At 40.3% G+C, this 18,530-nt stretch carries 11 protein-coding genes; 6 read left to right on the top strand and 5 right to left on the bottom strand.

The annotated features are described in order from the left end of the window. Both H5161_RS03045 and H5161_RS03040 read left to right on the top strand, forming a co-directional pair. The gene (locus H5161_RS03045) at positions 1 to 735 is read left to right on the top strand and encodes a 5-oxoprolinase subunit PxpA (RefSeq protein WP_182768651.1); all 735 of its coding nucleotides are present in this window, start codon (positions 1 to 3) and stop codon (positions 733 to 735) included. Between the two features lie 155 nt (positions 736 to 890). Further along, the gene (locus H5161_RS03040) at positions 891 to 2,909 is read left to right on the top strand and encodes a S9 family peptidase (protein ID WP_182768650.1); all 2,019 of its coding nucleotides are present in this window, start codon (positions 891 to 893) and stop codon (positions 2,907 to 2,909) included. Positions 2,910 to 3,728: 819 nt separating this feature from the next. On the opposite strand, the gene H5161_RS03035 is transcribed toward H5161_RS03040, so the two are convergent. Further along, positions 3,729 to 5,330 (bottom strand): isocitrate lyase, encoded by a 1,602-nt coding sequence (locus H5161_RS03035; protein ID WP_182736563.1) that lies wholly within the window; start codon positions 5,328 to 5,330, stop codon positions 3,729 to 3,731. 239 nt (positions 5,331 to 5,569) lie between these two features. Here H5161_RS03035 and H5161_RS03030 point away from each other — a divergent pair, with 239 nt between their 5' ends. Continuing rightward, positions 5,570 to 7,759 carry a malate synthase G gene (locus H5161_RS03030; RefSeq protein ID WP_182768649.1) on the top strand — a complete coding sequence of 730 codons (2,190 nt, stop codon included), beginning with the start codon at positions 5,570 to 5,572 and terminating at the stop codon, positions 7,757 to 7,759. Positions 7,760 to 7,969: 210 nt separating this feature from the next. Here H5161_RS03030 and H5161_RS03025 read toward each other — a convergent pair whose 3' ends face one another. The 4 genes from H5161_RS03025 to H5161_RS03010 all read right to left on the bottom strand — a co-directional run bounded on the left by H5161_RS03025 (position 7,970) and on the right by H5161_RS03010 (position 12,721). After that, complete coding sequence (locus H5161_RS03025) at positions 7,970 to 8,695, bottom strand: YebC/PmpR family DNA-binding transcriptional regulator (RefSeq protein ID WP_002959197.1); 726 nt, start codon at positions 8,693 to 8,695, stop codon at positions 7,970 to 7,972. Positions 8,696 to 8,840: 145 nt separating this feature from the next. Next, a complete protein-coding gene (locus tag H5161_RS03020) occupies positions 8,841 to 9,458 on the bottom strand; it encodes an HAD family hydrolase (RefSeq protein ID WP_182720240.1) in 618 nt (205 codons plus the stop codon). 321 nt (positions 9,459 to 9,779) lie between these two features. Continuing rightward, positions 9,780 to 10,274, bottom strand: a complete 495-nt coding sequence (locus tag H5161_RS03015) for a DUF6702 family protein (RefSeq protein WP_154902845.1) — start codon at positions 10,272 to 10,274, stop codon at positions 9,780 to 9,782. After that, positions 10,274 to 12,721 (bottom strand): M1 family metallopeptidase, encoded by a 2,448-nt coding sequence (locus H5161_RS03010; RefSeq protein WP_138490129.1) that lies wholly within the window; start codon positions 12,719 to 12,721, stop codon positions 10,274 to 10,276. Before H5161_RS03010 ends, H5161_RS03015 begins: the two co-directional genes overlap by 1 nt. A 579-nt stretch (positions 12,722 to 13,300) precedes the next feature. Between H5161_RS03010 and H5161_RS03005 the strand changes: the two genes are divergently transcribed. The 3 genes from H5161_RS03005 (at position 13,301) to H5161_RS02995 (ending at position 18,510) form a co-directional block, all read left to right on the top strand. Continuing rightward, entirely contained in the window at positions 13,301 to 13,537 is a 237-nt protein-coding gene (locus tag H5161_RS03005; RefSeq protein WP_002959190.1) for a hypothetical protein, read from the top strand. 78 nt (positions 13,538 to 13,615) lie between these two features. Continuing rightward, positions 13,616 to 14,863: an exonuclease SbcCD subunit D C-terminal domain-containing protein gene (locus tag H5161_RS03000; RefSeq protein ID WP_182768648.1), complete on the top strand. Its 1,248-nt coding sequence runs from the start codon at positions 13,616 to 13,618 to the stop codon at positions 14,861 to 14,863. Then, entirely contained in the window at positions 14,860 to 18,510 is a 3,651-nt protein-coding gene (locus H5161_RS02995) for an AAA family ATPase (RefSeq protein WP_182768647.1), read from the top strand. The genes H5161_RS03000 and H5161_RS02995 overlap by 4 nt, the downstream gene beginning before the upstream one ends. Positions 18,511 to 18,530: the final 20 nt, after the last annotated feature.

Here is an 18,530-nt window from a genome sequence, read left to right as displayed (position 1 = left end):
ATGAAACTCAATTGTGATTTAGGCGAAAGCTTTGGCGCGTGGAAAATGGGGCTAGACGATGACGTTATGCCACATATTGATATGGCTAACATTGCGTGTGGGTTTCATGCAGGTGACGCCGATGTAATGGCATACACTCTTGTACTTGCCAAGCAACATAACGTACAAATTGGTGCTCACCCAAGCTACCCAGACAAGCAGGGCTTTGGTAGGCGCTCAATGGTACTTAGCGAAAAAGAGCTTACAAATTGCCTGCACTATCAAATAGCCGCTATTGAGGGGATGGCAAAAGTACAAGGTTTAACACTTAGCTATGTAAAACCCCACGGCGCACTTTATAACGACATGATGGCAAATGATCAAATATTACAAACCGTTATAAACGTAATTGCCAGCTACCCAACAGATTTAAAGCTAATGATTTTAGCGACTAAAAATGCCAATAAGCACATTCAAATAGCCAAAAGCTCAGGAGTTGATCTAATACTCGAGGCATTCGCCGATAGGCAGTACACCGACGACGGGCATTTAGTGTCACGAACACTTGAGGGTAGCGTTCACAACAAAGCTGCATTACTAAAACAAGTAACTCAGCTTTTATCCGATGGCAGCGTGACAACACGAACTGGAAAAAAACTAACGCTCAACGCCCATAGCTTATGCGTACATGGCGACAACGCTGATGGCATAGCGCTTATAATAGATATAAAAGCCCTGTGTAACTCAGCTAACTAAACACTTTTACACAACCACAAATAGAAGCTGTAAACCCCCTTTACAGCTTTAACTCATAGATTTAAATAAGAGCTTCATCGCATCCTACTGTTAATTTAATAATCCCTAACATATAACTACTTAGCAAATTAAAAAAAGTAACAACAGGGATAAAAATGAAAAAGCTTTTAACACTTAGTCTCATTTTAGGCTGTAGCAATTTAGCCTACGCTGAAACAAATACACTACAACTGCAAGACGTGTTTAATTTAGAATATGCTAATCAAATAGATATAACCGAAGACGGTAAAACTGTTTATTTTGTGCGTAACCGCATGGATATAAAAACAGATCGCAAAGTGGGTAATATTTGGTCTGTTGATTACAAAACCAAACAAATGCAGCCGCTAACCTCTGGCGTACATATGGATTATTCGCCAGTACTCTCTCCTGATGGTCAACGCCTTGCGTTTATATCAACCCGCGATGGCAGCAGCCAAATATATATTAAATGGCTTAAAACAGGTGCTATGGCAAAAATTAGTAACTTAACGAGTAGTCCACGTTCGATTACATGGAGCCCTGATTCTAACCAATTAATATTTAGCATGTTTGTCCCAAGCGCTAATTCAGCGCCAGTGAGCTTACCAGGTAAACCAAAAGGCGCAACCTGGGCAGAGCCCGCCAAATTTATTGATGATGTGTATTACCGTTCAGATGGTGGCGGTTACACACAAAAAGGTTTTAGCCAATTATTTTCCACAGATGCTAACGGTGGTAATGCTAAACAACTCACTCATGATGAGTTTGATAACGCGGGCGATGTAAGCTTTAGTAACGATGGTAAATCACTTTATTTTTCTGCGAACAGGCACACAAACAACCAGCTAAAATTCACAAATAATGAAATTTATAAACTTGATTTGGCCTCGCAAACTATAACAGAAATTACTAACCGAGATGGCCCTGATGAACAACCTAAAGTATCGCCCGATGGTCGTTACTTAGCGTACACAGGTTATGACGATAAACGCACTAATTACGAAAATGCTCAACTTTATATTCGTGATTTAAAAACAGGTAACACAACTAGCTTAACGCCAAATTTTGATCGTAGCGTAGGTCAAATAAAATGGAGTGCCAATTCAAAAGGTGTGTACTTTAGTTACGCCGATAAAGGTCAAACCGCCCTCGCCTACCAACCACGCAGTGGCAAGCGTAAAATAATAACAACTCAAATTGGCAGCGTTGCCTTTGGACGCCCTTATTCTGGTGGCGACTTTGATGTAAGCGAAGATGGCGAGGTAGCCTTTACCCTTGCAGATACTCAGCGCCCTGCTGATATAGCAACAATTAAACGCGGTAAAGTGCAGCGTTTAACTACTCTTAATGCAGATGCATTGGGTGACAAAGCTTTGGCTAAAGTGGAAGAAATTTGGATTAAATCAAGTCACGATGAGCTACCAATCCAAGGTTGGGTTGCTTACCCACCTGAATTTGATAGCAGTAAAAAATATCCGCTAATACTAGAAATACACGGCGGTCCTGTCGCTAATTATGGCCCGCACTTTAGCGCTGAAATTCAACTGTTTGCAGCCAAAGGTAATGTCGTTTTATACATGAACCCACGTGGTAGTGATTCCTATGGTAAAGAGTTTGCACAAACTATTCATCATAATTACCCAAGTAACGATTTTGATGACTTAATGACAGGCGTTGATGCGCTAATAGCGAAAGGCTTTATTGACGAGTCTAAATTGTTTGTGACCGGTGGTTCTGGCGGCGGCGTGCTAACAGCTTGGATTGTGGGTCATACCGATCGTTTTGCTGCGGCTGTAGTTGCCAAACCGGTTATTAATTGGATCAGCTTTGTACTAACTGCCGATTTTTACCCGTTTTTTGCTGATTACTGGTTTCCAGGGAAACCATGGGATCACATTGAGCATTACATGAAACGCTCGCCTATTAGCTATGTTGGAAACGTTAAAACTCCTACTATGTTGCTCACTGGGGAATCTGACTACCGTACACCAATTTCAGAAACTGAACAGTTTTATCAGGCATTAAAGTTACAAGGTGTTGATACTGCAATGGTGCGAATTCCTGATGCATCGCATGGTATTACAGCTCGCCCATCAAACTTAATGACCAAAGTTGCTTATATTCAATGGTGGTTTGATAAACACACTAAATAACCTAAAATTTGTATAACATTTATAGCTCAAATAAAAGCCACTTTAAATAAGTGGCTTTTGTATTTATCGCCGTAGTATTCAAACTGTAAACCCCCTTTACACTTCTGTGACAGTTAAATATCGGACTTAGCTAAAATTTCAGTTAGTAAAATTTCGGTTTATAGCATTTTTTGTAACTTGAGTTGGTAAAAAATCGGTTTGAGTCACTGTTTATAGCCTCTCAGTTAGTAAAATTTTGTTTTATCGAACGGAGAAGTTAGTAAAAAATCGGTTTATAAATTCGCTAAGTTTGTCTATTAAAGCAAAAATCAGTCACTTATCAGCCTTTTAAAGTTGTTGTAAACGCTTTTTACAGCAAAATCACCCCAAATATGCCGTTTTATGAAAGGTTAGTTAAACTCTGATCTGTAAATTCACTCAGGTAGTTAAATAGTGATCCAACATGATTTGGCAAGGGCGTGTTGAACTTTGGTGGGTTAATTTGCAGCAGTATGTTTGGTTTTTAGGCAAGGCGGAGCTTATGTAATGTGGTTATTCCCCATGAATAGGCGATAACGTAGCATAAATACCAAACATGCGCTGCCCTTTGGGTTCTTTCTAGGGACGATAAACTTTTTGTTGCTCGGTTTTTACTTAGCCCACTAGGTTACAAACCTCGCGCCGCGATTTAATCGCCCCTAGTTTGAACAAATTTCAATCCACAAAGATAAACACGCCCTAGTTAAAGTCTGATCTGTAATTGTGCTTCAATGTTTTAACTTTGTTTAAAGCAATAAAAAAGGGCCTATTGGCCCTTGAGTAACACTATCTAGTTAGGAATTAAAACTGGTTCATGGTGTTATCTTCACCACCGGCTTTTAGCGCGTTATCACCAGAGAAGTATTCTTTGTGTGTATCGCCCATGTTAGACCCTGCTAGGTCTTGGTGCTTAACAGAAGCTTGCTCACGGCGAATTTCTTGGCGTTGTACATCACGTACATAAGCCAGCATACCCATATCGCCAAAGTAACCTTCTGATAAAATATCAGTGCTTAGCGCAGCTGTATGGTACGTAGGCAGAGTAATTAAGTGATGGAAAATACCTGCTTCACGTGCGCCATCGCGCTGGAAGTTTTGCACTAGTAAATCGGCTGCTTGTGCAAGCTCTGTTGCATCCATTTCTGGTGCCATAAGGCCTTTATTATCGCCAAGGCTTGGGTAAGCACTAAGGTCACGGCCAGCTTCTTCCCACTCTTGATACACTTGCTCACGAAACTTAAGCGTCCAGTTAAACGAAGGCGAGTTGTTGTATACCAGTTTTGCATTTGGCACGTGTTCTTTTACACGATTCACCAGTTCTGCAATTTGTTTAACATGTGGTTTTTCTGTTTCAATCCACAGTAAATCAGCGCCCGACTGCAAGCTAGTAATACAATCTAATACTACGCGGTCTTTTTCAGTGCCTTCGCGGAACTGGTATAAACCGTTATCTAGGCGAGTTGGTTTACATAACTGGCCATTAATTTTCATTGCCGTATCGCCTTCATTTAAATCATCAACACCGTTAATTGGCGTAGTTTCTAAAAATGCATTGTATTGGCTTGCTAAGTCACCAGGTGCTTGCGACACAGGTACTTTTTGAGTAAGGCTGGCGCCTAATGAATCTGTACGTGCCACAATAATGCCGTTATCAATACCTAGCTCTAAAAAGGCGTAACGTACTGCGTTAATTTTTGCTAAAAAATCTTCGTGTGGAACGGTCACTTTACCCGCTTGGTGACCACATTGTTTGGCGTCAGATACTTGATTTTCAATTTGAATGGCACACGCACCGGCTTCAATCATTTTTTTAGCCAGTAAGTAAGTTGCTTCTTCGTTACCAAAACCTGCGTCAATATCAGCAATAATTGGCACAACATGGGTTTCAAAGTTGTCTATTTTATCAATAACAGCTTGAACATCGCCGCCGTTCGCTTTTGCTTCATCTAGGTCGTTAAACAAGTGGTCTAGTTCACGTGCATCAGCTTGCTTTAAAAACGTGTAAATTTCTTCAATTAGCGCAGGTACCGATGTTTTTTCATGCATGCTTTGATCTGGCAGCGGACCAAATGCAGAGCGGAGCGCTGCAACCATCCAGCCACTTAAGTATACATAGCTGCGTTTAGTTGTTTTTTGATGGCGCTTAATAGCCATCATCATCTGCTGGGCTGTAAAGCCATGCCAACAGCCTAAAGATTGGGTGTACTGGCTTGTGTCGGCGTCATATGCAGCCATATCTTCACGCATTACGTCTGCTGTGTATTGCGCAATTTCAATCCCTGTACGAAAACGGTTTTGTAAACGCATACGGCTTGCGTATTCAGGGTTAATAGCTTTCCATGCGCTGCCTTGTGTTTGGCAAAGAGTAGAGAGTGTGTCTGTTTCGCGTTGATATGTTGTCATAATAAAATCCTTCGAACGAGTGTGTAAATTATTTTAATGTTGTGAGAGTGGCTAGGAGTGTGTTCCGTAGCGCTTAATTCAACATTAGGCTCCTTTTCTAGATTTAGTAAATTTATAGTTGTTATTGTGGCTATACATTTTGTGAATAGCTAAAAAGCACTCAACATTGCCTTTTTGAGTTATTGTTGCCTTACGCACAAGCACACAACAACATCGCGACCGTTTAAAGGAAGGCAACTATGTCCCACACTCTCACACATTCAGGACTCAGCGTAGATACACAACTCGCTGATTTCGTTAAAAATCAATTACTCCCTGACACTCACTTAAGTGAGTCACAATTTTGGCAAAGTTTTGCACATATCGTTCAAACACTTACCCCTATTAATAAGGCACTGCTTGAAAAGCGAGAGCTGCTTCAACAGCAAATAGACGACTACCATCTTGCTAATAAAACCTGGGATAGCGCTAAATACCAAGCCTTTTTGCAAGATATTGGTTACTTAGTAAAAGAGCCTGCCAACTTCGAAATTGAAACCCAAAATGTAGAGCCCGAAGTGGCCCTTACAGCAGGCCCTCAGTTAGTTGTGCCTGTAAGTAATGCACGCTTTGCACTTAATGCCGCTAACGCTCGCTGGGGCTCGTTATACGACGCTTTATATGGTACTGATGTGTTAAGCGAAGATGACGGGGCTGAAAAAGGCAATACCTACAACCCTGTTCGTGGTTTTAAGGTAATGGCCTACGCTCGCCAGTTTTTAGATAAAGCATTGCCGCTGACCAATGGCTCGCATATAGAAAGCACGAATTACTCAGTAGTAGATGGCGCACTTTTAATTACCTTGCGTGACAGCTCTCAAACCACATTAGCTAACCCATCTCAGCTTATTGGCTATCAAGGAGAAGCACAAAACCCAACTGTAGTGTTATTAAAAAACAATGGCTTACACATAGAGCTACATATCGATCACCACCACATTATTGGCCAAGCTGATAAGGCTGGTTTAAAAGATGTAGTGCTAGAGGCCGCGCTTACCACCATTATGGATTGTGAAGATTCAGTAGCTGCGGTAGATGCAGAAGACAAAGTACAAGTTTATAAAAATTGGCTTGGGTTGATGCAAGGTAACTTAGTTGAATCGTTTAAAAAAGGCGATAAAACTGTTGAGCGTACCCTGCAAAGTGATAAAACATACACCGCACTTGATGGCGGCACCGTTACTTTAAAAGGCCGTAGCATGATGTTTGTAAGAAACGTTGGCCATTTAATGACGAACCCTGCTATTACCGATGTGTTTAATCAACCGGTGTTTGAAGGCATTATGGATGCGATGTTTACAGCCACTGCTGCCCTGCACGACCTAAATAAAAAAACAGGTATCAAAAATTCAAGCGCGCAAAGTATTAATATAGTAAAACCCAAAATGCATGGCCCAGAAGAGGTGGCATTTACTAACACTTTATTTAGCTTAGTAGAGGAAGCGCTAAGCTTACCTAAAAACACGCTTAAAATGGGTATTATGGATGAAGAACGCCGCACTTCTGTAAACCTAAAAGCCTGTATTTGTGCAGCCAAAGAGCGTGTTGTATTTATAAATACTGGATTTTTAGACCGTACCGGCGATGAAATTCATACCTCTATGCAAGCGGGCGTTGTGCTTCCAAAAGCACAGATTAAGCAGCAACCATGGATACAAGCTTATGAGGATCGCAACGTCGATATTGGCCTTGCTTGTGGCTTAAGTCATAAAGCACAAATAGGTAAAGGCATGTGGCCAATGCCAGATAAAATGGCATTAATGATGGAGCAAAAACAAGCGCACCCTAAATCAGGCGCTAATACTGCATGGGTGCCCTCCCCTACAGCCGCTACCCTGCATGCAATGCATTATCACGATATAAACGTATTTACTGAGCAGCAAAGTATAGCTAAACGTACTATTGCGAGCCTTAATGACCTGCTTACACCGCCGCTAATGGCAGACCCTAAAACGCTTTCAAAAGAAGATATTCAAAGTGAGCTAGAAAATAACGCACAAGGTATTTTAGGTTACGTTGTACGTTGGATTGATCAAGGCGTAGGCTGCTCAAAAGTACCTGACATTAACCATATAGGTTTAATGGAAGACAGAGCCACACTGCGTATTTCAAGCCAGCATATGGCTAATTGGTTGCTAAATGGCGTGTGCTCACAAGCGCAAATAAAATCAACAATGGCTAAAATGGCCAAAGTGGTTGATGGACAAAACGAGCATGACACTGCGTATACACCTATGGCAACAAGCGAAGAAATCCTTAATAACAGCATTGCCTATCAAGCCGCTACGGCATTAGTTTTAGAGGGCGTAACGCAACCTAGTGGGTACACTGAACCACTACTACATAGCTACCGTATAAAATATAAAGCACAAAAATCGAATACGCTTTAACTGCTTAATCAAAGTTAAAATTAAGTACTAAACCAGCTTTAAAGCTGGTTTTTTATCGCCTAAAATTAGAATAACAGCACTTTTAAGGCATTTTAAAAATATATATTCAAATAAGCATAATACACATGAATATCTAACATTTATTTAAACGTAAAAAAGCGTGTTTTGCATACACAAAACACGCTTTTTAAAGCTTTTAACCGTTTGCGTTTAATTTTTTACAATGGCATTGTGATAAATATTTTGTACATCGTCACAATCTTCAAGCATATTTATAAACTTATCAAAGTTAGCAATAACTTCTTCGTCTTCAATTTCAATATTAACTTGAGGAATAAACGTAATTTCGTCTACTTCAAAGTTAATGCCTTCAAATGCGTCTTCAAGGGCAGTTTTAGCTTTAAAGTATTCTGTTGGCGGTGCAAATACTGATATTTTACCATCCTCGGCTTCAACATCGCTTACATCAACATCAGCCATCATTAATGCTTCTAATACGACTTCATCGTCATCGCCTGCAAAGCCAAGTACCGCATAATGATCAAACATATGCGCTACACAGCCAGGAGTACCAATTTTTGAGTCTGTTTTAGTAAATGGTAAACGTACATCTTTGATAGTACGGTTCGGATTGTCAGTTAAACAGTCAACAATAACCATGCAGTTACCAGGGCCATAGCCTTCATAACGGGCAACAGAGTAATCTTCTCCTGCGCCACCGGCTGCTTTTTCAATTGCTTTTTCAATAACGTGTGCGGGAACTTGGTCTTTTTTAGCTTTTTCGATTAGACGGCGAAGTGTTTGGTTTACTTCGGGATCGGGATCACCACTTTTCGCTGCAACGTAAATCTCTTTGCCGTACTTTGAGTTTACTTTTGTTTTTGCATTGGCTGTTTTGATCATAGAACTTTGACGAACTACAAATGCTCTGCCCATTTTGTGCCCCTAATGAATACGTTACGTTTTGCGGTATTTTACCAATTCAAAACGTATTGGGCTAGCTCCGCAATGGGCAAAACTTGATTAATAAAAACTTTTATAACTACATACTCATTTCAGAATAAATCAAATGGCATGCTATTTAACATAACTCTATTTTTTCAGAATAACTCTCAACTAATGTCACTAAGTCAGCAAAGTCATGTAAAACGTAATCTGCCTGATCGGCATAAGCAGGCGTTGACTCTGGAGCGTATAAACACGCGCGCATATTTGCATTGTGCGCAGCTTGAATGTCGTAAAGGTAATCGCCTACATAAAGTAAATTTCTGGCGTTAATGTTCCAAAGTGTAGCAATGGCATTTAAAGCGCTGGGATCTGGCTTTGCTGGGGCATCGCTTCGCGTTAAAACTGTGCTGATAGGGAGTGGATTATTTTGTAATTTCATTGCTGCTGCTTTATCAAAATTGCGAGTAACAATCGCCATCGGAATATTTTTAGACTTTAAAGCATGAATAGCTTCACTCACACCAGGTAATATACTGGCATGTTGTGCATCTATTAATTCGTGTTGGTGAACTATATTCATTGCCTCTTCACGCATATACGGTGAGGGCAACTGAGCAATGTAATCAAGTAAGTCTTGCTCGCAAGGGCAACCTATTTGGGCCTTTATTAATGCAAAATCTAATTCTGATGAAACCAATGTTCCATCTAAATCAAAAATCACTCCAAAAATAGCCTCAACCTGAGTAGTCATATCATTCCCTGAATTTAGTTATTACTAAATAAAATTTAAACATAAAATTCTCTACTGCTTATGCCCAAGCCAGTTATAGCTAAAGGGATAAATGAAACTAACTATATTTAAATTATTTATTTGCACTGCTATCAATCTATTGATAATACAGTAAATATAATTGGTAGTTGTAGCATGCGCAAAAAATGGTAAATATACAAATTGAACTACCAATTTTTACGTAAATTTACATATACCAGATCAAAAATGAACGCAGTTTAAACGTATGAAGAAAACGCGCACATTAACTGCAGTGCGCGTTGGTTGGGGAAGTTTTAACTGTTAATTTTGCTCAAAGCGGGCTTCGAGCCAAGTATCATCTTGTGCAAAGTTTAAAGTTTTAATCTTACCTTTGCCCTCAACGTTTACCATATTTACCTGAGATGGCCATAAATCACGAAGCGCGCCATTGCTCATTTTAATTCCTTCAATGTTTTCAGGAATTGGTGCTTCTTGGTAAACCCAAAAAAACTTACCATCAACTTGTGCTCCCACAAAGTTAAGTGGTAAAGGTTCACCACTTAATGTTTGTAGAGCAACATGCGATTCAACATATTTAGCAAAACGTTGCTGATCGGCTTTATTGCTAATAATATCGATTTTGCCTTCAAATAATGTTCCTACGGCATGTTCGGTATCATGTAAATAAAAGCGGTGCATTAACTCAACATTATGCGTTCGTTTATTAAAAAGCACGGTTGTAATTGACGATTTTAGTTGATGCGCCATACTCGGCGCAGCAACTAAAAGGCAAACAATAATAAGCAAAAAGCGCATTATTGCGGCTCCTCACCGTTATCTTTTTCGTCTTTCTTCTCATCAGTTTTAAGCTCAGTTTTAATATCTTGCATGATATCGCGACTTACTTTAGCTTTACTCTTTTCCTTTTTAAACACTTCAATACGTGAAGGAATAATACGACGAGGGTAGTTATTATTTTCAATATCTACATCCGCAGTTTCCCAATTAGGATCTACAGTAACTGATACAAGCGGTTTGTTTTTATCGGTAACAATTAGCTTTTGAACATTTTTATAATTACGACGCCAAATTTCAGCAGGAATATAACGCTCTTCAGTCGTGCCATCTTCATATGTTAGCTCAAGTAATATAGGCATTACCAAACCACCAAGGTTTGAAAATTCCATAACGTAGTAGTTTTTATCTTCTTCTAAAGCACGTTCAAGCGTTTTACGCTCCCACGGCTCTAAGCCTTTTAAAAACTTATTGTACGAGTTACGTTCTTTATTGGTTACAGTAAAGCGGTCGTTTTCGTCATAAAAATCGGTAACATCAGGGTTTTGCTCAACCCATGTTTTTTTACCTTCGGCGCGGTTACGCTCAACAAATAATGACGTAGGCTTGTCTGCTTCAATATCACGTAAACGGCTGTAATCAATATCAGGGTTTTTAGTGTCTAAACGTAGTTGATACACTTTATCTAAAGAGATATCAACATGGTCTGTGGTGTAAAACCAGCCACGCCAAAACCAATCTAAATCAACACCAGAGGCTTCTTCCATTGTACGGAAAAAATCAGCTGGAGTAGGGCGCTTGTATTTCCAGCGCTGAGCATACTCTTTAAATGCAAAGTCGAATAAGTCACGGCCTAAAATTACTTCACGTAAAATATTAAGGGCTGCGGCAGGTTTAGTATAAGCATTAGGGCCTAAACGTAATACGCTGTCTGACTGAGTCATAATTGGTACTTGGACTTCTGACTTCATGTAGCTCACTATATCGCGAGGCTCAACACCCCAAGGAATAGTAGGATCCCATTCACGACCAGCAACACCATCTAAAAAGCTGTTTAAGCCTTCATCCATCCACGTCCATTGGCGCTCATCTGAGTTCACAATCATCGGAAAGTAAATATGACCCACTTCATGAATAACTACGCCAAGTAAAAAGCGCTTTTCAGCCTGAGAATACGTACGAGTACCGTCATCTTGTAACTTAGTACGCGGACCGTTAAAGGTGATCATTGGGTATTCCATACCACCAACTGGGCCGTTAACCGACTGTGCAGTTGGGTACGGGTAATCAAAAGAATACTTAGAGTACACTTCCATTGTGTGTACTACCGCTTCAGTTGAGTACTTTTTCCATAAGTCACCACCTTCTTTAGGGAAGAACGACATTGCCATAACTAAAGGCTGAACGTCACCACCTTGTTGATAACCTTTTGCATCCCACATAAACTTACGAGACGACGCCCAAGCAAAGTCACGAACATTCTGTGCTTTAAAGTGCCACGTTTTAGTTTTGTCGGTGCCTTCTTTTTCGTTTTCTAGCGCTTCTTCTGCGTTAACAATAAACACAGGACGCTTAGATGTTTCAGCTTGCTTTAAACGTTTGCGCTGAGTACTTGTAAGTACTTTGCTCGCGTTATCAAGCTTACCTGTTGCCGATACAATGTGATCCGCAGGAACAGTAATCTCAACATCGTAATCACCAAACTCAAGCGTAAACTCACCAGAGCCTAAAAATGGCTTGTTTGTCCATGCCTCGTAATCGGTATAAGCCGCTAAGCGAGGGAACCACTGAGCAATTAAGAATATGTCGTTGCCATCTTCTTCAAAGTGCTCGTAACCAGAACGTGCACCTACAGCATCTTCTTCAACAATGTTGAAGGCAAAGTTCATGCTAAATTCTACTTCTTTACCTGGTTTTAATGGCTCGTTTAAATCAATGCGCATTAAAGTATCAACTACAGTTACGCGTAGCTCTTTACCATCGTCATCTTTTACGCCACTGATAGTATAACCCAGTTCATTGTCGCTCATAAATTGCTGACGGCGTAAGTCACCTAAACTTAATTTAGCAGGCTTTTGAGCTGGTAGGCTTTCTAAAGTGCTTTTAAACGTTTTAGTTGTTTCGGCAATTGAATCGCTTTTAAAAATATTTTGATCTAACTGTAACCATAAATATTTAAGTGTATGCGGAGAGTTATTTTTATATTCAATGCTTTGGCTACCGGTAATACGGTGCTTTTTTTCATCTAGCTTTACATCAATATCGTAGTTTACACGTTGCTGCCAGTATTTTTCACCTGGTTCGCCAGCGGCACTACGATAAACGTTGGGTGTAGGAAGCGCTTCGTCTAATTGACGAAATTTATCAACAAAAGAACCTTTTGTTTGCTCAACCGAAGACGCCATAACCGCACTAGATATTGCCAAAGGCAATACAAAAGCACTTAGCGTAAGACCTATTTTTTTCATTGTTAGTCCTAATATAATTTTGTGAGCATACTTTGACAAATATACCAGTTAGCTTCAATAAATTAGCGACCAAATACCGTATTTTTAGGGTGATGTTCACTTAGTTTATTAGATTGAAAAGTGCAATTATTTTGTAACAAAATACGAATAAATAAAAACTGTAAAGGGGCTTTACAAAAGTGGGTTTTAACAATGGTTTTGAGCTGTTAAATACAAGTTTTAGAGCTTGGTAAAAGCACATTAATTTTACCTACGTTGCTAAAAAAGTATTGCTTTAACATTATCAGGTAAACCAATAATCCTATGTATAAGTGTCTCAAATTTCCAACAAGTAAAATGAGCTAAAAGCCCACTCTACTGAACAAAAACACAGTGAAAACAGCTGAATTATTGGCTCAAATATTGCCGAACTTCCTTAATGTTCGCTATTTTTACGATAAATGATAAATAGTGCAATTTTAGGTTGATCTTTAGTGCAGTTTATATTTAAAATCGCCAACCTTTTTATTTGAGGCAAATAAATTCGTCACATTTATCCTCAAATTAATATCGATTACTAGCAAGAAATGCGGTGGGCTTATGGATTTTTACATCCTAAAAAAACAACAAGAACTAATTGCGATTCCAGCAAGTGAGAATAACTGTAAGCAGTATCTCGATTCGGGTTATTTTTATATCGATAAAGTAGCAGCGTGCAACGAAACTAATGCATTAAAGGCGCTACACGCAAAACAAACTAAAACGTTAAAAATTCCATTATTAATGGCACTTTTAGCATTGCCGGTTGTTTTTTCAGCTTGGTACAGTTTAACCTAAGGTAATACACGGCTTAGGCTTGCATCTTTAACTGCCTTGGGTATATTGGCGCTCTTACGGTTTAATTAAGAGCGCGACATGAAAGTCCTCCACACCTCAGATTGGCACCTTGGCCAACAATTCTACGAACACGACCGCCGTGTTGAGCATCAAGCCTTTTTTACATGGTTATTAGCCACTCTTGTTGAACAACAAATAGACTTACTTTTAGTTGCTGGCGATATTTATCATACCGCGACTCCAAGCGCTAGCGCCGAAAATCAGCTTTACCAATTTATTAAAGACGCCAAAAAGGCATGCCCACAATTACACGTAGTAATTATTGCGGGTAACCACGACTCTGCAAATCGTATTTTGGCAGCTCAGCCATTACTAGCGCAATTTGATACGCACGTAGTAGGGCGCTTTGATGTCGCAACACCCGATGAAACTGTTATTACCATAAATACCAATGGTAAACGCGCTGTAATCGTCGCTATGCCATTTTTACGTGCAAGCGATGTAAGTTTACTTAGCCAAACCGAAAGCGGCCCTAGTTATGCTCAAGGCGTTGCAAAAGCTTATGAACTTGCATTAGAGCAAGCTACTAATATAAACGAGCAAAACTCACCATTAATAGTTATGGGGCATTTACACGCAAAAGGCGGGGATATCTCAAGTGATTCTGAGCGTAACTTAGTAATAGGTGGTGAGGAGTCTATTTCAGCCAATGTATTTGGTAAACAAGCCAACTATGTTGCCCTTGGGCACTTACACAAAGCGCAACAAGTCGCTAAAAGCCATATTATTCGCTACAGCGGCACACCTATACCTATGTCGTTTTCAGAACGTAACTACACGCACCAAGTAAATGTTGTTGAGTTTATTATTGATGAAAAACAACATATTAGTACAACTGTAAACCCCCTTTACATTCCGCGCTCTGCCGATGTAATTGTTTTACCAAAAGGGGAGTGTGTGCCATTAAGCGAACTATGCGAGCAAATTAAAGCGCTCGACACTGCACAAAATACAATAGCGCCTTATTTACGTGTAAAGCTTAAATCAAGCGATACCGACACCACCTTCAGAGAACAAATAGAACAAGCACTTGAAGGCAAGCATATTAAATTTTGTGGTATTGAACGTGTACGTGAGCAATCGACTCAAAATGACGACAACACCGTATTTGAAGATTTAAGCGAAGTTGAAATGCTCAACCCGCTTAACTTATTAGAACAAGCATTTGCAAACGATAAAGATATGGCAGGGCAAAGCGTACCCGATGAGCTAAAAGCACTTTTAAGTGATGTGATAAACGAGCTTACGGAGCAAGAACAACTATGAAAATAACCGCAGTTCGTATTCATAATTTAGCCTCAATAGTTGATGCTGAAATAGACTTTACTCAAGCCCCATTAAAAGATGCAGGCTTATTTGCAATAACAGGCGATACCGGCGCTGGTAAAAGTACCTTTTTAGATGCGATTTGTTTAGCCCTTTATACAAAAACAGCGAGGCTACGCGGCGATAAAGGTAACTTAATTGAGTTTAATGGCGACAGCATTAAGCTTAATGATGCGCGAAACCTACTACGCAGAGGTACATGGGAAGGCCACGCCGAGGTTGACTTTTTAGGGCAAGATAAACAGCTTTACCGTGCGCGTTATACAATTGCACGGACCCATAAAAAAGTAACTGGCAAACTTAAAGTAGCAGAGCACACATTAGTAACCCTGCCAGACGAAACCCTTATAGCTGACAAAAGCCACACAATAAAAGAAGTTGAGAGCAAAATAGGGCTTAACTTTGAGCAGTTCTCCCGTGCCGTACTTTTAGCGCAACATGAGTTTGCTGCATTTTTAAAAGCCACTGGCGATGAGCGAGCGCAACTTTTGGAGTGCTTAACAGGCACCGATAAATTTAGCCGTATTGGCGTGCGTATTTTTGAGCGCCATAAAGAGCAAGTGGCAAAGCTTGAAGCGCTTAAAGCAGGCCTTGAAAGCTATACCTTATTAACACCAGAAGAACTCGAGTTACAACAAACCAAGTTAACCGATTTAAAAGCGCAAACCGAACACACTAAAAAAGAGCTGACCAAAACCGAAAAAGCACTTAACTGGTATCAGCAAGCTACAGTGCTTGAGCAAAATTTACTGCAGGCACAGCAAACCCAGCAACAAGCAAGCTCAGCGCTTGAAAGTATCGTTGTTCAAAGCGAGCAAGCAAAACAAGCTAAACAAACGCTTGAAATAAAAGATAACCGCAGCCGTTTTACTCAATTAACCGATCAAAATACGGCGTTAGATCAGCAAATAGCATCGCTTAAAAGTGTTGATCATTTAGCGGTAATTAACGAGCGTAACACCGCGCTTGCTAAGCATACTGAGCTACTTAATAACGCCAATGAGCAAAAACAAAATGCAGCGCCCGTTATAGCAAAAGCGAGAGAGCTTGACAGTAGCATTGCTTTGCAAACTCAAGCTGTAAAAGGCGCAGAGTCGCAAATAATCAAAGAGCAAACTCAACTTGATGAGCTCAATCAGCAGCTTAAACAAAGCAATAACGAGCTAGAACTCGCTAATACCGACTCAACTAAAAGCCAGCAATGGCTTAATGAGCATGCACAGCTGCACGTTTTAGCAAAAGACTGGAGCTACTATCAGCAAAGCTTTAATACTTACTTAAATGCACAGCAGCAATTAACTGCGAACCTTGCACAAAGCCAAACTCTTAATACCGAGCTTGCAGGTCAGAGCGAGCGATTAAATACACAAAATAATAAAGTGCAGCAGTGCGAGGCGTTACTTACGAGCGAGCAGTCTGCTTTGCAGGTTTTAAATACTCAGCTTAATGAATTTAATGCAGAGCACTGCGACGCGCAGCTAAAAAGTATTGATTACTTAAAAGAGCAGCGAGAGCGCTATAAGCAATTTAACGCAGAGCTAAAACAAAGCACTCAACGCCAGCAAGTGCTCAATCAGCAGCTAAATGAAAGCCAGCAAGCCCATGCTTTACTTAATCAGCATTTAATAACCAGCGAGCAAGCACTTAAAGGCAGCGAGTACGCACTTAACCAAGCGCGCTTAAGAGCCAGCGAAAACGTAGAGCATTTACGCACTGAGCTTCGCCCTAATGAGCCTTGTTTAGTGTGCGGCGCAACGGAGCATCCGTATGCGGTAAATCAAAATCAGCAATTAAATAACTTAATTACTGATTTTGAAAATGCTTTTAATACCGCTAAAAAGCAATTTGACCATGCACAAAGCGAGCTGCATAAGCATCAAACTCAACATGCTGTATTAACTGCTGAACACGGACAACTTGAGCAAATAATACAAACAGCAAAAGCCAAACAGCTCGACATTAAAAATACCATGCAAGGCGCACGTAGTGAGCTTAACGACTTAACGCCTGATCAGCTTGAAGTAACTTATAAGCAATTAACGCAGCAAAAAGCGCAATACTTTGAGCAGCAAAAACGCCAACGCACACTGCAAACCAAAGTAAACGAGCTACAAGCAGCACTTAAAGCAGAGCAGCAAGTACAGCAGCAATTGAGTAATAAACACCTTGAGCTTACACACCAGAAAAACCAGTTAACGAGTAAGCATAGCGAGCTAAGTACGCAAATTAACGAGCTGGGTACAACGCTCAATAGCCAATTTGAAAACAGTGATTTTTGGCTGCAACTACAAGCCAATACGCTTGAGCTTACCCAGTTTCACGAGCAAGTTACGCAGTATCAGCAAACTCAAATGCAACTTGAGCAAAGCCAAAAGCGCCAAGACACAGCTAGTGAGCAAATAAAGCAGCTTACCCCGCTTGTTAGTAAAAGCGAGCAATCGTTAAAAGCACTTAATGAAGAGTTTGTAAAAGCTAAAGAGCTATTAGACGCTGTACAAAGTGAGCGCTCAGCTTTATTTAATAATGAGCAAATAAGCGCAGACGACTACCAAGCAAAACTCACAAGTGAGCAAGAGCAAAAACAATCGCAGGTTCAAGCGAGCCAAAAAGCCTATGACGACGCGATAAAACAACGAGATGAGCACGCTATAACGCTTAAAAATGTGGAGCAACGCTTACTTGAAAACAGCCAAGAACTAGCAACACTTGAGGCACGTTATAACCAGTGGTTTGCTGACTTTAAAGCGCAATACAGCGACGTAACGCACGAACAGATCAAAATTTTACTAACGCTAAGTAGCGAGACTATTAAAGCGCATTTAAATCAACACGAGCAGTTAACTCAAGCGTTAACAGATGCAAATGCCGCATTAAAACAGCAGCAACTTACGCTTGAAAAACACAACAGTAGCGATAAGCCAACACAAAGTGCAGAGGCTTTAAGTACGCAATTAAGCAGCTTAAATGAGCAACAAACGCAGCTGCAAAATTCATTACTAGCAACTAATACCGCTATTGAGCAACACAACCAAAACGCAAAGGCGCTTGAAGGCAAACAAGCTGAGTTAACTACGCTTAAAACACAGGTAGAGCAGTGGCACTTGCTTAATAAAGTATTGGGCGATGCAACGGGTAAAACCATGCGTAACTTAGCACAAACACAAACGCTAAAAATATTATTGCACTATGCCAACAGCCATTTAAAAACACTCAACAAACGCTACGAATTAACCGCAATAGCGCAAACGCTCGACATTGCAATTATCGACCGCGACATGGCCGACGAGCAACGCTCTGTTAATACGCTCTCGGGCGGTGAGTCATTTTTAGTATCGCTAGCGCTTGCACTTGGTTTAGCATCGCTTTCGTCTAACAAAGTACAAATCAATTCTTTGTTTATTGACGAAGGGTTTGGTACGTTAGACAGCGAAACCCTAAGCATTGCAATGGACGCTTTGGATTCTTTGCAAGCACAAGGCAGAAAAGTAGGCGTTATATCGCACGTAACACAAATGAGCGAGCGTGTAGCCACTCAAGTGCATGTAGCCAAAAAGCCAGGTGGATATTCCACAGTTGAAGTTTTATAAGCAACATTACTGAAAACAAG

Origin of the sequence: Pseudoalteromonas sp. SG43-5 (assembly GCF_014164345.1) — a bacterium.
Lineage (GTDB): Bacteria > Pseudomonadota > Gammaproteobacteria > Enterobacterales > Alteromonadaceae > Pseudoalteromonas > Pseudoalteromonas distincta.
This window is presented reverse-complemented; position numbering and strand designations above follow the sequence as displayed.

Coding starts and splice junctions, on each gene's coding strand:
- H5161_RS03045 (WP_182768651.1), top strand. CDS start 1: ATGAAACTCAATTGTGATTTAGGCGAAAGCTTTGGCGCGTGGAAAATG.
- H5161_RS03000 (WP_182768648.1), top strand. CDS start 13,616: ATGAAAGTCCTCCACACCTCAGATTGGCACCTTGGCCAACAATTCTAC.
- H5161_RS03040 (WP_182768650.1), top strand. CDS start 891: ATGAAAAAGCTTTTAACACTTAGTCTCATTTTAGGCTGTAGCAATTTA.
- H5161_RS03030 (WP_182768649.1), top strand. CDS start 5,570: ATGTCCCACACTCTCACACATTCAGGACTCAGCGTAGATACACAACTC.
- H5161_RS03025 (WP_002959197.1), bottom strand. CDS start 8,695: ATGGGCAGAGCATTTGTAGTTCGTCAAAGTTCTATGATCAAAACAGCC.
- H5161_RS03035 (WP_182736563.1), bottom strand. CDS start 5,330: ATGACAACATATCAACGCGAAACAGACACACTCTCTACTCTTTGCCAA.
- H5161_RS03005 (WP_002959190.1), top strand. CDS start 13,301: ATGGATTTTTACATCCTAAAAAAACAACAAGAACTAATTGCGATTCCA.
- H5161_RS03010 (WP_138490129.1), bottom strand. CDS start 12,721: ATGAAAAAAATAGGTCTTACGCTAAGTGCTTTTGTATTGCCTTTGGCA.
- H5161_RS03020 (WP_182720240.1), bottom strand. CDS start 9,458: ATGACTACTCAGGTTGAGGCTATTTTTGGAGTGATTTTTGATTTAGAT.
- H5161_RS02995 (WP_182768647.1), top strand. CDS start 14,860: ATGAAAATAACCGCAGTTCGTATTCATAATTTAGCCTCAATAGTTGAT.
- H5161_RS03015 (WP_154902845.1), bottom strand. CDS start 10,274: ATGCGCTTTTTGCTTATTATTGTTTGCCTTTTAGTTGCTGCGCCGAGT.